Raw genomic sequence first — 15,525 nt, 5'->3', positions numbered from 1 at the left:
ATTATTTAAAAATTCCTTTGGTGAATAAATGTTCTACCCAGTCTTCAAAATACCCCGCTCTATAAGCAAAATCAAGAATTGTATATCGTGCTCTTAATTTATGCGCTTTATAGAAACATAACTTTAGGTCTTCTTTCGTTAGTCCGATTTCTTCAGGTTTCGTAGGTGCACCTACTTGCTTAAATCTTTCAACAGTTTCCTCAAAAGAGATTAGTTGATTTTGTAATCTTTCTTTAATTTTAGGCCAATTATTTTTAATCTTAGTAAGTTGTTCTCTTAAAATCTCTTTACTAACATACTTACTTTTAGTTTGTTTAAGTGCGGTAGGTAAGATATCTGAACCTTTAAATAATTTTTCAATTTCTAGATTTTGTTGTTCTAAACTTGGCCAATTTTCTACAGCCTTTTCTATGTCCAGATTTTCAACAGGTGTTTGAAATAATAATTCGTAAAAGGCAAGAGTTGCTAATATACCTATGCCAACTTTAAAACCGTGAGAGGGAGATTGATTATCTTTGTGGGGATAAATTCCAAATTTTTTTGCCATTTCTCCTTGAAATGTATGATGCTCCATTTCCCAAATATGGCTGAATAAATGTTCAGCCCCTGAGGCTGGTCGGCTAACTCCTAATCCCCATTCTTTCATTTCTTGCATTGCAAATCCACCTAGCATAAGCCCCTCTACTAATAATTGTATAGCTTTATGTTCTCCTCGTTTAGCTCCTTCTGGATCAGCCAAGGCTTCGGCTAAACCGTCTTGTACGGTATGCCATGCCTCAGTTATAGGCTCTATTCCTTCTAAAGGGTTATTCTTATCATACAATTCGGAGGCGAGAATCCAATCTGCACCTGCAGGTACTTTAGCATATAGATCTACGTATCCAGATGCAGTCATTAAACTCGGTGCTTTAGATATTATGTTTAAATCTGCAACAATTACTTGTGGAGCTTCACATGGATGAGTGGTTTTAGAACCCTTATTTGTTAAAGCTGCGCCTGAAGAAGAATATCCATCCATAGAAGCAGCAGTAGCTACTACCATGTATGGGGTCTCTAATTCAGAAGCTGCTCTCTTGCATATATCGTTGATAACGCCAGATCCAACCGCAACTATTATTAAACCTTTACCTTTCAAATGCTCTCTTAGCTCTTCAACATATACATAATCACCAAAAAGATTAGGATCTTTCAATATATAGGTATTTTCCCCTAATAAATTTTCTTTTTCTAAATCTTTGGTAATTTTTTCACCTGCAATAGCATAAGTTGTAGGATCAGCTATTATAATAGCTTTTTTATCAGGAAATTGTATTTTAAATATTTCTGCAACTTTATTTATTGCTCCTGCTTCAATAAGTAAAAATTTAGTTTCGGTAGCTTTGGATAAAGCTTTGTCAATTCTATTTTGAGAGTTCATATTTTTGTGGTTTTTAAGTAAATTTCAGTACATAATCTTTTTAATATGTACTGAAATTTTAGATTTATTATCCTTTTAAAACGCCAGAATTAAAGAGTTCATCCACCCATTGATCAAGATATCCAGCCCTATAAGCAAAGTCTAGAATGGTATATCTACTTCTAATTTTATGTGCTCTGTAAAAACTTTTTTTCAATCTATCCCTGGTAATACCAATTTCTTCAGGTTCTACGGGAGCTCCAACTGCAGACAAACGTCTTTTTGTTTCGTTAAAAGGAATAATTTGTTTTTGAATTTTCTCTTTTAATGAAGGCCAGTTATTCTTAATTTTAGTTAATTGTTCCCTAAGCTCTTCTTTCGTAACATATTTATCGGTAGTTTGGTTGATTGCAAAAGGTAAAATTTCTGTTCCTCCAAACATTTCATTAATTTCACTTAGCTGATCTTCTAATGTAGGCCATTTTTCAACAGCAGCTTCAATGTCCAAATTTTCAATTGGAGTTTTTAATAAAACTTCATATAAAGCTGTAATAGCTAAAGTACCAATGCCAACTTTAAATCCATGAGAAGGTGCCTGTTCATCTTGATTAGGATATAAACCGAATCTTTTAGCCATCTCTCCTTGGAAAGTATGATGTTCCATATCCCAAAGATGACTGAATTGGTGTTCTGCACCTGAAGCTGGTCGACTTACCCCTGCTCCCCAAGATTCCATGGATTGCATTGCGAATCCCCCCAACATTAAACCTTCTGTTAATAATTCAATGGCTTTGGCATTTCCATTTTTTGCACCTTCTGGATCGGATAATGATTCTGCCAATCCATCTTGAACGGTATGCCAAGCGCTAGTTAAGGGTTCAATACCTTTTTTAGGATTTTTTTCATCGTACAATTCTGCAGCAATTAACCAATCTGCGCCTGATACAACTTTTGCATATAAATCAGCGTAACCAGATGCTGTCATTAATGGTGGGGCTGCAGCAATAATATCTATATCTGCTACTAAAACTTGTGGAGCTTCACATGCGTGTGTGATTTTAGCTCCTTTATTAGTTATTGAAGCACCGGCTGATGAATATCCATCCATTGAAGCTGCGGTAGCAACACACATATATTTTCTTTTTAATTCAGAACTTGCTCTTTTTACAAGATCATTGATAACTCCTGAACCAACAGCAATAGGGGTTACATCCTTATCTTTTAAATAATCTCTTATTTTTTCTACAAAAATATAATCTGCATATAAATTAGGATCATCTAAGATATAAGGGCTTTCACCTTCTAATCCTGCTTTTTTTAGTTCTTCATGTATTTCTTCTCCAGCAACCCGGTAGGTGTTAGGATCAGCAATAATAATTCCTTTTTTACCAGGGAATTGTTCTGAAAAAATTTTAGGAACTTGATTTAGTATTCCAGATTCTATTTCTAAGAATTTGGTTTCGGTAGCTTGTTTAAGAGCAGAAGCTATACTTTCTTTAGACATGTTTTTTCAATTTATAATTAATCAAAATGAATTTAAAACCGAAAATTGCCCTATGTAATTTTAGAGCAATTTTCAGTTATTACAATTTATAATTTTTTAGCATCCTCAATAAATTGAGCTAAACCACTATCAGTTAGAGGATGTTTTAATAAATTAATAATAGAGGCTAAAGGAGAAGTAATTACATCTGCTCCAATTTTAGCACAATTAATAATATGCATAGGAGATCTTATAGAGGCAGCTAAAATTTCAGTAGTATATCCATAGTTGTCATAGATGGTTCGGATATCTTCAATTAAATTTAATCCCTCTGTAGAAATGTCATCCAGTCTACCAAGAAATGGAGATACATAGGTTGCTCCAGCTTTAGCTGCAAGAAGTGCTTGACCAGGAGAAAAAACTAATGTACAGTTGGTTTTGATTCCTTTGCTAGATAAGTATTTAATTGCTTTTACTCCATCATAAATCATAGGGACTTTTACCGTAATCTGATTATCTATTTTTGCAAGTTCTTCTCCTTCTTTAATAATTCCGTCATAATCAACAGAGAGTACTTCTGCACTAACATCTCCATCAACTATATCACAAATTGCTTTATAATGTGCATGAATCTGATCCTTGCCAGTAATTCCAACTTTTGCCATTATAGAAGGATTGGTAGTTACTCCATCAAGAACTCCTAAATCTTGTGCTTTTTTAATCTGATCTAGATCAGCGGTGTCGATAAAAAATTTCATTTTATTATTTTTAAAGGTTGTATTTATTTTAACCAAAATATGGTTTTATAATTAAATATATTCCTGCAGCTAATAAACAGCCAATCATAGGTGCTATAGATGCATATACAATTCCATATCCCCAATCACTATCTCCTTTACCTTTTAAAGGTAGAATTTGATGAACTAAACGCGGCATTAAATCTCTTGCAGGATTTAAAGACCATCCGGTTATACCACCGAAAGCCATTCCTATAGCAAAAATCATAAATCCGGCAGGGATTGCTCCTAACGAACCAAACCCAACTACAGAATGTGTGAATTGAGGGATTCCAGTGGAATTTTCGATAATTACTCCTGCATGATTTGCTCCCATACATAAACCTATTAATATAAGGAAAAAAGTAGCTAAAAGTTCGGATGAAAAATTTTGGATTTTATTTTCTCTAATAGATGCATTAGTTGCGTAAACACCTAATAATTTTGCTGGCTCACTAGCAGTTTGATCTAGGTGTCCTTTATAAATAAAGGATACAGCCAATGCTCCCAGAAAACATCCAATAAATTGAGCGGTGAGGTAGGTTAATATCCATTCTTTAGGGAAAACGCCCGCAGCCCATTGACCAATAGTTACAGCGGGATTGAAATGTCCACCGGTATCAAAAGGAGAGGATACAATTACAGCCATCGCAACTGCAAAACCCCAAGCTAGAGGTCCTGTTACCGAGGATGTGTTTCCTTCACCATAAGATTTCTTTAATGTCAAATTCATATTTATACCACATCCTAATGCGATTAGTGTGAAAGAACCTAATAGTTCTCCTATAAATTTAGTTGTTAGTACTGAGTCCATAATTTTGTATTGGTTTTAGTTAATAATTTTGAGTTTTAGTTGATGTTATTTTTAATAATCTAAGTATAGCAAATATATTTACTAAATCGAAACAAAACAATAATAAAACGCAATTTTTTTTATGCATGCAGTAAATTTTGTTTGTAGCTAGTTAGGATTCTTATTTTTAATCATTTATTAGCATTTAACTACATATAGTAAAATAGATTTGAGCGTTTAAGATTTCAATAACGAAAATTATTTCACCTAAATTTGCTCAAATATTAGCACTAAACTTTCATTTTATATAAAAATTACTATTTTTGCATAGTAATAATTTAGATTTTATTTCTTATTAATTGAAAAATAAAAAAATTATTAGAAAATTAATTATACTTGATGAATATATGAGAAGCCCTAATAATATTAATAATATCAGACAGCAAGAAATATTAGATGAGTTAAAATACAACAATTATGTTTCTGTAGCAGATTTATGTAGAAAATTAAATGTTTCTGCTGTAACCATACGAAAAGATTTAACTCATCTTGAAAAAATAGGTAAGCTTTATAGAACACATGGAGGCGCTACTAGAGAGTCGTTTATTGTACAAGAAAGAAACATAAACAAAAAAGAGACTCTTCAAGTGGAAGAAAAAACGAAGATTGCAAAGGCTGCATTAAGTTTAATTGAAGAAAATGATTTTATCACTATATCCTCGGGAACAACTACTCAAATGATTGCTCAAGTGATAGGTAGTCAGTATGAAAAGCTAACGATTCTTACGTCGTCTTTAAAGCCAGCTCTATCATTGTACGGAAATCCCAATTTTAATGTCATTCAACTAGGGGGTGATGTGAGAACTAAGTCTGGCTCAGTAATGGGTCCATATGCAGAACTTATGATTAGTAATTATTCTTGTAATAAGCTATTTTTAGGAGCAGATGGAGTAGATTTTGATTTTGGTCTGTCAACATCAAGTACTATGGAAGCTAAATTAAATCAAATGATGATTGAAAACTCTGAAAAAGTAATAGTTTTAGCTGATTCTACGAAAATTAGCAAACGTGGATTTGGGAAAATTGTAGAACTTGAGAAAATTCATGTATTAATTACAGACGATGGTATTTCAACTACTGATTTACAAAGACTTGAAGATATAGGGATTGAAGTAATTATAGCTAAGTAAATTTATGAGAAATAATCTTCTTTTACTAAAATTAAATTATTAGCATTTTCAACATCAAAATCCCCAATTTTCTCACGATGAAGCTCTGTAAGATATCCTCCACAACCTAATAAGTTTCCAAAATCGTGAGCTAGCGATCGAATATAAGTTCCTTTGCTACAATGAACTTTAAATTTTATAAAAGGTAATTGTATCTCTGTGATGGTAAAATCGTATATATTAATCTTCCGTGCAGATATATCAATAGATTCTCCCTTTCTAGCTATTTCGTAATATCTTTTACCCTCTTTTTTTAAAGCAGAATATAAGGGTGGGGTTTGGTTAATTTGTAAACCAATGAAACTTTTGGTAGCATCATTAATAGATAATTTATTTAAATAAGAATAATCTTTAGGATTTATTTCATTAGTTTCAGAATCATAAGAAGGAGTTTGAACTCCCAATTTAATAGTACCAGTGTAAACTTTAGAAGCATTTTGTATTTCCTGTATTTTTTTAGTGTATTTTCCAACACAAACAATTAACAACCCAGTAGCTTTAGGGTCTAAAGTTCCGGCATGTCCGACTTTTATTTTTTTTACATTAAAATGTCTTTTAATTCTCCATTTAATTTTATTTACTACATCAAAGGAAGTCCAATCTAGAGGTTTATCAATTAAATATATAATGCCTTCTTGAAGCTGCTCTAATGTGTACATGTAAATTTTAAAATTTAAACAAAAGTAATTATTTTGATTAAATATTAGATTCAGAAATTCTAATAATGTATTTTTGCAAAAAAGCAAATCAACCTTGTTGCTTTTACTCATTAGTAAAAGAGGAAAGTCCGGACACCGTAGGATATTATAGCGGGTAACGCCCGTCCACTGTAAAGTGAGGACAAGTGCAACAGAAAGAATGTACAGTTAGGCTGTAGTGAAATCAGGTAAACTCTATAAGGTGCAATGCTATGTATATCAGCTTTTAAGGGTGATCCGCCCGTTGTTGAGGGGTAGGCAGTTCGAAATAAAGAGTAATCTTTATTCTAGATAAATAACAAGGCTTTTTTAGAAATAAAAAATGACAGAATCCGGCTTATTGATTTGCTTTTTATATTTCAGCTAATTCAAAAATTATTTAAATAACATAAGTTTATAATTATATTTGTTAAATAAAATTTAATTTATAAATTATGAAATTTAATCATATATTGATTTATAGTATTTCTTTTTTATTATTATCGTGCAATTCTAATAATAAAGATTCTAGTCCTGCTGATTTATCTTCAAAAGAAATAACTTCATCCAATAGTCTAAGTGATGAGGTTGATTGGGAGAATGATTTCAAACCCTTTGAAAATAATCATAACATAAGTGCTGAAAAGAAATCGCAAATTGCAATTCTTAAAAAAGAATTGGGATTCAAAATGAAAGCAATAGGTATGGATCCTAAACTTTCAGGTTATGAAAAAGGGGTAGAGAAGAGGAAATTGAAATCTCAATATTTAAGTGAAATAAATAAATTAATAAATGGAGAGCAATCAGGTTTGAATTCTGCATTTTATGATAATCCTGAATTGGCTCAGCAATATCAAAAATTTAATGAGCTTGAGCTACAATTAGATAAGTTAGAAAATGAATATGATCTACAAAAAGATCAGTTAGAGAGACAAGAAAATAGTTTATCTAAAAATAAATATAAAAAAAGAAAGGAAGAATTGAAATCTAATTACAAAAGAAAAAAAGATTATCTAAAAATGAAAATGGATAGTATTATACTCATAAGTACAAACAAATAATTGGCTTTAAAAATAATCTATACTTAATTTAACAATTATTTTTTTATATTTGAATAAAAAAATAGATTTAAGCAGTATTATTAAAAATTAATATTATATTTGCACCCTTGAAAAGTTTTAGAAACGAATAACGATATAAGATAATATACAATGAAACGTACATTTCAACCTTCAGAAAGAAAGAGACGAAACAAACACGGGTTTCGTGAAAGAATGTCTACACCTAATGGAAGAAAAGTTTTAGCAAGACGAAGAGCTAAAGGCAGAAAACAATTGTCAGTTAGTGACTATAGAGCTAAAAGATAATTAATATAAAATATATCAATTTTTTATTGTTAAAGTTAGTGCATTGTACTAACTTTTTTTGTTAAAAATTCCTATACAATTAATGTATTTGTACTGAATATTTTGTTTTATGGTAAATTTTTATGTATTATTTATAATGTTAGAAATTTTAAATAGTATATGTATTTGCCGGATTATTAATTAATGAAAATTTCAGGGTTCATATTTAATATTTATTATTATCAAATATTATCTATCTTTATTAGATTTTATTAATATTAAAGTACAAATACAGAAATATTTTTCATATTAAACACAATTTAAATTAAAATAGTACCTTTGTAAGGTATGGATAATTTTGTTGTTTCTGCAAGAAAATATAGACCTTTAGAATTCGATTCTGTAGTAGGACAAAGTCATATTACAGATACTTTAGAACACGCTATTGAAAATAATCAATTGGCTCAAGCTTTACTCTTTTGCGGACCTAGAGGTGTAGGAAAAACTACTTGTGCACGTATATTAGCAAGAAAAATTAACGAAAAATTTGGAGAGACTGATGAAAATGACTTTGCTTTTAATATATTTGAGTTAGATGCAGCTTCGAATAATTCTGTGGATGATATACGTAACTTAATTGAACAAGTTAGATATGCACCCCAAGTTGGTAAATATAAAGTTTATATAATTGACGAGGTTCATATGTTATCCAATGCAGCTTTTAATGCATTTTTAAAAACATTGGAAGAACCTCCGGCACATGCCATATTTATTTTAGCTACGACAGAAAAACAAAAAATAATACCAACAATTCTATCTCGTTGCCAAATTTATGATTTTAAAAGGATTGAAGTAATCGATATCAAGGAGCATTTACAAAAAATCGCTATAAAAGAAAAAATTAATTACGAAGAAGATGCTCTTCATATCATAGCTCAAAAAGCAGATGGAGGCTTAAGGGATGCGTTATCAATTTTTGATCGATTAGTTACATTTACACAAAAAAATTTAACCCTGTCAGCAGTAACTGAAAATTTAAGCATATTAGATTATGATTGTTTTTTTAGAATTACAGATATGGCTTTAAATAATGATATACCAAATTTACTACTTGTTTTTAATGAAATTGAAAAAAAAGGGTTTGATCCTCAATCATTTATAGCATCTTTAGGTAGTCACTTTAGAGATTTGATGGTTGCCCAAAACCCTCAAACCATATCATTATTAGAAGTTGGGGAGTCTACAAAGAAAAAGTATATCGAACAAGCGCAAGTATGTAAACCTAAATTTTTAATAAATGCTATCGAAATATGTCATCAAGCAGATATAAATTATAGAAGTTCAAAAAATTCAAGGTTGTCTATAGAAATTGCTTTAATGCAACTTGCATCCATAACTACTGACGAATTTACTTCGAGTAAAAAAAAAAGTTTAGAATAATTTTACCACAAAGATTAAGAAATTTTAATACGGTAAAATCCGTTCCAACAGAAAATCAATTAAATGCTTTAAAAACTTCACAGGTTATAAACCATACCATTGAAGAAAAACGCAAGGATATTGAACTACCCCAGCAAATAAAATTACCTAAAAGTAAATTGTCAAATACTAACTCTTTACTTTCAATTAAGAACATACTAGAAACTACAGAAGAAAAAATTGATAAAAATTTAAGTTTAGATACCACGCAAAAACCAAAAGATGAGTTCAATGAAGAGCAAGTTATATTATTTTGGAATGACTATTTAGAAAAATTAAAATTAGAAGAGCCAATTCTCTTTAATGCTTTAAATTCAGCTAAATGCAATTTAAAAGACAAATATTTAATTAGTTTTGAATTTCCTTCAAATTCTTCTTACGAAGAATTTGAGACTTTACGAGAAGATTTTTTTCAAAAGTTGAAATATAAATTAAATAATTTTTCCATTGAATTTACCTACCAGATTAAACAATCAACTGTAAATATATCATTGTCAGAAAAAGACAAATACCAAAAAATGCTAAAAGAAAATCCTTGGCTGGAGAAATTAAGAAATGATTTCAGGCTTGATTTCTAAATAAAATTTAAAATATAATAAAATTATAAAACCAACTAGTTATTTAATTGCTTTACTATCAACAACTTTTACCTTATCCCAAAGGTTATTAAAATTAAACACCAATGATAAAAAAGCATCTTATATTATTGGTTCAAGCATGTCTCAAAATCATAAAGCTCAAGGTTTTGACAAACCTATCAATTGAGATGTTTTTATTCAAGGATTCAAAGACAAACTAGAAGGAAAAAATCCTTATTTCCAGAAGATTTAATAAAATCATTCATGACAACGTATATTCCCGATCATGCAGAAAAAGTAAAGAAATCAAATGCTGAAGAAGTAAAGAAATTTTTAGAAGAAAATAAAAAGAAATCAGGTATTAAGACCACACCATCCGGTCTGTAATACAAGGTAGAAAAAGAAGGTAGGGCAGCGAAAACCACTTACGAAGACATTTTATTAGTCAATTATATTCATAAAACCATTGATAGATATGTAGTGGAAAACTCAAAAAATATTTATGGTCAACCTGTAGATATACCGTTAAACCAAGTTGTGTCAGGATGGCAGGAAGGTGTTAAGATAATGGATAAAGGTAGTAAGAACACCCTATATGTGCATGCTAAATTAGCTTATGGTGAAAATAGCTTTGTAGGACACAATCAAACACTTATATTTGAAGTTGAATTGGTTGATTTTATATCCATGACTAAACCAGAAGAGCAAATAGTTCCAACAAAAAATGCAGAGTTAATTCAACAATATGAAGAGCAGATAGAACTATACAGAAAATAAATTGAAGAATTGGAGGATTTAATAGAACAAAGTAAATGATATAATTATAAATTAATTTAATATATAATTTTAACAAATCAATAAGGTTTTGTATTAAACGCTTGGCATATTATTTGACACTTAAAAAATACGTAAAATTTAAATTCTTAACTTATCATTTAAACGTTATTTAGGAATTTATAAATATTAATAAAAAATAAATGAAGAAAAACATCATTGCGGTAGCATTATGTGTATATGCACTACCGGCATTTGCTCAAAAAACAACAAAAATAACTACAGATAAGGAAAAACTTTCTTATTCTATAGGTGTTAACATAGCTGAAAATTTAAAAGCACAAGACTTATCTGAAGATATTGATGTTACAGTTTTAGGTCAGGGGATGAATGACGTTTTTGCTGAAAAACCATTGTTATTTACCCAAGACTCTATAAATGTTTTCATGCAAAAATTTGGTCAGAAAAAAATGGCAGAATTACAGCAAAAAAGAGAGATTTTAGGTAAAAAAAATAAAGAAGAAGGATTAGCATTTTTAGCTGCAAATAAAAAGAAAAAAGGAGTTATAACTACAGCTTCAGGACTACAATATGAGGTTTTATCCAAAGGTACGGGTAAAGAAACTCCAAATGCAACCGATAAAGTAAAAGTTAAATACACTGGGAAATTGTTGGATGGAAAAGTATTTGATTCTTCCGATAAAAGTAACAACGGACAACCTGTAGAATTTATTTTAGATAAAGTTATACCGGGATGGACTGAAGGAGTTAAACTTATGAACAAAGGTTCTAAATATAGATTTTATATTCCTTCGGAATTGGGGTATGGAGAAAATGGAGCAGGTTCAGAAATTGGTCCTAATTCTGTATTAATCTTTGATGTTGATTTAGTTGATTTCCAAGCTCAACCACAAGATGCACAGGAGGTGCAAGGCATTCAGAATAACAAATAAATTATAAAATCATTTTAATATTTTCAACAATGATTAAAAAAGTATTCTTACTAGCAGTCGTAGGTATGGCTGTTGTTTCTTGTGATAAAAAGTCTGGAAATTCTGCTTCCGTTAGTACTTTAAAAACTAATGATGAAAAAGCGTCTTATATTATTGGTTCAAACATGGCTCAAAACCTTAAAGCTCAAGGTTTTGACAAAACTATAAATTGGGATGTTTTTATGCAAGGAATTAAAGACAAACTTGAAGGGAAAAAATCCTTGTTTCCGGAAGATTCGATACAATCTTTCATGACAACCTATATTCCAGATCATGCAGAAAAAGTAAAGAAATCAAATGCTGAAGAAGGAAAGAAATTTTTAGAAGAAAATAAAAAGAAATCAGGTGTTAAGACCACACCATCCGGTTTACAATATAAGGTTGAAAAAGAAGGTACAGGAGCAAATCCAACTAGTGAAGACATTGTATCTGTTAACTATGTACTTAAAACTATTGATGGATATGTAGCGGATGATTCAAAAAAAATTAATGGTAAGCCTGTAGATATACCGTTAAACCAAGTAGTGCCAGGATGGCAGGAAGGCGTTAAGCTAATGAATAAAGGTAGTAAGTACACCTTATATGTGCCTTCTGAATTGGCTTATGGAGAAAATGGTCCTGTAGGTCCTAATCAAACGCTTATATTTGAAGTTGAATTGGTAGATTTTAAACCAGATTCTAAAAAAGATCAACAAGCGATTCCACAAGGAGGTATAAAGCAAATGGATGAGGAACAAAATAAAGATTTAAACGTTCAATCTCAGCAACCAAAAAAATAAATTATAATTATTACTAAAATAAAAAACTCTTATAAATATTTATAAGAGTTTTTTATTTTAAACTAAAGCAGTTGACAATCATTTAGTAAATTTGTATTTATAAATGCAATCTGAAGATGAAAAAAATACAAATGGTTGATTTAATTAGCCAATACAAATGTATAGAAGCAGAAATACAAAAAGGATTTGATCAAGTATTAAATACAGCCTCATTTATTAATGGACAACAAGTTACCCAATTTGCAAATAATTTGGAAAATTATTTACAGGTTAAAAACGTTATTCCTTGTGCCAATGGTACAGATGCGTTACAGATTGCTTTAATGGCTTTAGATTTAAAACCCGGAGATGAAGTAATTACAGCAGATTTTACTTTTGCAGCTACTGTAGAAGTGATTAACCTTTTAAACCTTAAATCCGTTTTGGTCGATGTAGATTACAACACATTTACAATTCATCCAGAAGCAATAAAAAAAGCTATTACCCCCAAAACAAAAGCTATTATTCCAGTTCACTTATTTGGTCAATGCGCCAATATGGAAGAAATATTGAAAATTGCTCAAGAACATAATCTATATATTATTGAAGATAATGCACAAGCCATAGGAGCAGATTATATATTTAGTGATGGAACAACTAAAAAATCTGGAACTATTGGTACAATTGGAACCACTTCTTTTTTTCCATCCAAAAATTTAGGTTGCTATGGAGATGGAGGAGCCATTTATACTAATGATGAAAATTTGGCACATAAAATTAGGGGAATTGTGAATCATGGAATGTATAAAAGATATTATCATGACGAGATAGGAGTTAACTCAAGATTAGATACCTTACAAGCCGTAGTATTAAATGCAAAGCTACCACACTTAGATGAGTATAATAAAAAAAGAATGAATGCAGCAGACTATTACGACAAAGAATTTGCTAACCATCCAAATTTGCAAGTACCAACGAGAGCGGAATATTCAACTCATGTATTTCACCAATACACTCTTAAGATTGTAAATTCAAATAGAGATGAATTACAAAAATATCTACTTGAAAAAGAGATTCCAGCCATGATATATTATCCAGTGCCATTAAGAAAGCAGAAAGCCTATTTTAGTGATGATTATAAAGATCAAGATTTCATAATTACAGATCAATTAATTAATCAAGTGATCTCATTGCCTATGCATTCTGAGTTAGAGGATGAACAATTAAAATATATATCAGACAATATTTTAATGTATTTCAATACTAAAAACTAGATTAAATCTACATCATATTTTTAATAAAAAAAAAATTAAGTTTTAAACAATATTATAAAATAATGAATCCTAAATCTCTACTAAAAGAAATATGCATCAAAGCTATAAAAAGAATTTTCGGATTAGAAATAGATACAATAGAAATACAAAAAACCAAAGACGAATTTGAAGGAGATTATACCTTAGTTGTTTTTCCCCTAGTAAAATATTTGCAACAAAAGCCTGAACAAATTGCAAATACTATTGGAAATTCTTTACTAGAAGAAAAGGAGATAATACACTCATATAATGTTGTTAAAGGATTTTTAAATATCACCCTACAAGACAAATTATTCATAAATTTTTTGAATAACAACTATTCCAACCCAGAATTTGGTATAAAGAAAGAGCTTGGAAATAAAATAATGGTAGAATATTCATCACCAAATACAAATAAACCAATTCACTTAGGGCATATTAGAAATAATCTATTAGGGTATTCCATTAGTAAAATATTAAAGGCAGCAGGTAATGAAGTCATCACTTCGCAAATAATAAATGATCGAGGAATACACATCTGTAAATCTATGCTAGCCTGGCAAAAATATGGAGAAGGAGAGACGCCGGAGTCATCAAAACTTAAAGGAGATCATCTGGTAGGGAAATATTATGTAATCTTTGATAAGGAATATCAAAAACAAGTGAATGAACTTGTTACCAAAGGGTATGAAAAAGAAGAAGCTAAGAAAAAAGCACCAATTTTATTGGAAGCTCAAGAGATGTTAAGAAAATGGGAGGAAGGAGATACTGAAATTAGAGAATTGTGGCATACAATGAATCATTGGGTTTATCAAGGATTTGAAATGACTTACAAACAGTTAGGGGTATCATTTGATATAATTCAATACGAAAGTAATACCTATCTATTGGGTAAAGATATAGTTGAAAAAGGATTAGAAAAAGGGATTCTTTTGCAGAAAGAAGACGGATCCATTTGGGCTGATCTGACTGAAGAAGGATTAGATCAAAAACTATTACTAAGAGCAGATGGAACCTCAGTCTATATGACTCAAGATTTAGGAACTGCAGTAGAACGTTTTGCTAAATATAAATTAGATCAGCTAATTTATACGGTGGGCAATGAACAAGATTATCATTTTCAAGTTTTATTTTTAGTGCTAAAAAAATTAGGATACACATGGGCGGATCATATGTATCATCTTTCATATGGAATGGTAGATTTACCGAGTGGAAAGATGAAATCTAGAGAAGGGACAGTAGTTGATGCAGACGAATTAATGCAGGAAATGATTGAAACAGCAGAACAAATTTCAATTGAAAGAGGAAAATTAGACGAATTTACACAAGAAGAAAAATCTAAGATAAATGAATCAGTAGGATTAGGAGCCTTAAAATACTATATATTGAAAGTAGATCCCAAAAAGAGAATTTTATTTAATCCCGAAGAAAGTGTAGAATTTAATGGTAATACAGGTCCATTTATTCAATATACGTATGCAAGAATACAATCTATATTAAGAAAAGAACAGCCTCAAGATACTGTTAATAATGATAATAAATTGAATGAAGTAGAAAAAAATTTAATAATTCAATTATCATATTTTCCAGAAGCAATTGAAAAATCAGCTCATGATCTAAATCCATCCATAATTGCAAACTATGTGTACGAAGTAGTTAAAGAATTTAATCATTTATATCAAAACTATCCCATATTAAATTCAGAATCAATTGAACAAAAACATTTAAGATTAGAACTAGCACAGTTCACAGGACAAGTAATAGCATTAAGTTTATATTTATTAGGAATTGAAAGTCCAAATCGAATGTAATTAAAAAAATAAAAAACCAACAGGCTGTCTTATCAGCCTGTTTTTTTTTGGGGGGGGGATTAGCAATTAAAAAGCGCATATAAAATATATAGAGAAAAATGATTAGAACAGATGAGAATAAAAATCAAAAGAAAGAGCATA

16 protein-coding genes and 1 other RNA gene are annotated in these 15,525 nt (G+C 30.1%); 12 read left to right on the top strand and 5 right to left on the bottom strand.

All coding sequences use genetic code 11. The features are described 5' to 3' along the window. Position 1 precedes the first annotated feature (1 nt). From ETU08_RS05170 to ETU08_RS05155, 4 genes are all read right to left on the bottom strand, one after another. Entirely contained in the window at positions 2-1,417 is a 1,416-nt protein-coding gene (locus ETU08_RS05170; RefSeq protein ID WP_146261961.1) for a sn-glycerol-1-phosphate dehydrogenase, read from the bottom strand. A 67-nt stretch (positions 1,418-1,484) separates the two neighbouring features. Continuing rightward, positions 1,485-2,900, bottom strand: coding sequence for a sn-glycerol-1-phosphate dehydrogenase (locus ETU08_RS05165; protein ID WP_146261960.1), 1,416 nt, complete (start codon positions 2,898-2,900; stop codon positions 1,485-1,487). Between the two features lie 86 nt (positions 2,901-2,986). Then, positions 2,987-3,637, bottom strand: coding sequence for a fructose-6-phosphate aldolase (gene fsa, locus ETU08_RS05160; protein ID WP_146261959.1), 651 nt, complete (start codon positions 3,635-3,637; stop codon positions 2,987-2,989). A gap of 28 nt (positions 3,638-3,665) precedes the next feature. After that, a complete protein-coding gene (locus ETU08_RS05155) occupies positions 3,666-4,469 on the bottom strand; it encodes an MIP/aquaporin family protein (protein ID WP_146261958.1) in 804 nt (267 codons plus the stop codon). 386 nt (positions 4,470-4,855) lie between these two features. On the opposite strand from ETU08_RS05155, the gene ETU08_RS05150 reads away from it, so the two are divergent. Further along, entirely contained in the window at positions 4,856-5,638 is a 783-nt protein-coding gene (locus ETU08_RS05150) for a DeoR/GlpR family DNA-binding transcription regulator (protein WP_146261957.1), read from the top strand. A 2-nt stretch (positions 5,639-5,640) separates the two neighbouring features. Here the strand turns inward: ETU08_RS05150 and truB are convergent, their stop codons facing one another. Beyond that, complete coding sequence (gene truB, locus ETU08_RS05145) at positions 5,641-6,336, bottom strand: tRNA pseudouridine(55) synthase TruB (protein ID WP_146261956.1); 696 nt, start codon at positions 6,334-6,336, stop codon at positions 5,641-5,643. A gap of 80 nt (positions 6,337-6,416) precedes the next feature. Here truB and rnpB point away from each other — a divergent pair. The 11 genes from rnpB (at position 6,417) to argS (ending at position 15,384) form a co-directional block, all read left to right on the top strand. Then, positions 6,417-6,731, top strand: an RNA gene (gene rnpB / locus ETU08_RS05140) — RNase P RNA component class A. A gap of 78 nt (positions 6,732-6,809) precedes the next feature. Next, the gene (locus ETU08_RS05135) at positions 6,810-7,415 is read left to right on the top strand and encodes a hypothetical protein (RefSeq protein ID WP_146261955.1); all 606 of its coding nucleotides are present in this window, start codon (positions 6,810-6,812) and stop codon (positions 7,413-7,415) included. A 150-nt stretch (positions 7,416-7,565) separates the two neighbouring features. Continuing rightward, positions 7,566-7,721, top strand: coding sequence for a 50S ribosomal protein L34 (gene rpmH, locus ETU08_RS05130; RefSeq protein WP_146261954.1), 156 nt, complete (start codon positions 7,566-7,568; stop codon positions 7,719-7,721). Positions 7,722-8,048: 327 nt separating this feature from the next. Then, positions 8,049-9,140, top strand: coding sequence for a DNA polymerase III subunit gamma/tau (dnaX, locus tag ETU08_RS05125; protein WP_146261953.1), 1,092 nt, complete (start codon positions 8,049-8,051; stop codon positions 9,138-9,140). 158 nt (positions 9,141-9,298) lie between these two features. Continuing rightward, complete coding sequence (locus tag ETU08_RS05120; protein WP_146261952.1) at positions 9,299-9,757, top strand: hypothetical protein; 459 nt, start codon at positions 9,299-9,301, stop codon at positions 9,755-9,757. Positions 9,758-9,940: 183 nt separating this feature from the next. After that, entirely contained in the window at positions 9,941-10,144 is a 204-nt protein-coding gene (locus ETU08_RS12035) for an FKBP-type peptidyl-prolyl cis-trans isomerase N-terminal domain-containing protein (protein ID WP_185145285.1), read from the top strand. Between the two features lie 48 nt (positions 10,145-10,192). Continuing rightward, complete coding sequence (locus ETU08_RS05110; RefSeq protein WP_146261950.1) at positions 10,193-10,534, top strand: FKBP-type peptidyl-prolyl cis-trans isomerase; 342 nt, start codon at positions 10,193-10,195, stop codon at positions 10,532-10,534. Positions 10,535-10,734: 200 nt separating this feature from the next. Next, positions 10,735-11,484, top strand: a complete 750-nt coding sequence (locus tag ETU08_RS05105; RefSeq protein WP_146261949.1) for a BamJ family beta-barrel-assembly machinery protein — start codon at positions 10,735-10,737, stop codon at positions 11,482-11,484. Positions 11,485-11,513: 29 nt separating this feature from the next. Continuing rightward, complete coding sequence (locus tag ETU08_RS05100) at positions 11,514-12,302, top strand: FKBP-type peptidyl-prolyl cis-trans isomerase N-terminal domain-containing protein (protein WP_146261948.1); 789 nt, start codon at positions 11,514-11,516, stop codon at positions 12,300-12,302. 116 nt (positions 12,303-12,418) lie between these two features. Next, complete coding sequence (locus ETU08_RS05095) at positions 12,419-13,555, top strand: DegT/DnrJ/EryC1/StrS family aminotransferase (protein ID WP_146261947.1); 1,137 nt, start codon at positions 12,419-12,421, stop codon at positions 13,553-13,555. Positions 13,556-13,617: 62 nt separating this feature from the next. Continuing rightward, entirely contained in the window at positions 13,618-15,384 is a 1,767-nt protein-coding gene (gene argS, locus ETU08_RS05090; protein ID WP_146261946.1) for an arginine--tRNA ligase, read from the top strand. Positions 15,385-15,525 lie beyond the last annotated feature (141 nt).

This window comes from Apibacter muscae (genome assembly GCF_007845635.1).
Taxonomy (GTDB): Bacteria; Bacteroidota; Bacteroidia; order Flavobacteriales; family Weeksellaceae; genus Apibacter; species Apibacter muscae.
The sequence above is the reverse complement of the archived record's forward strand: the minus strand, read 5'-3'. Positions and strand labels throughout refer to the sequence as shown.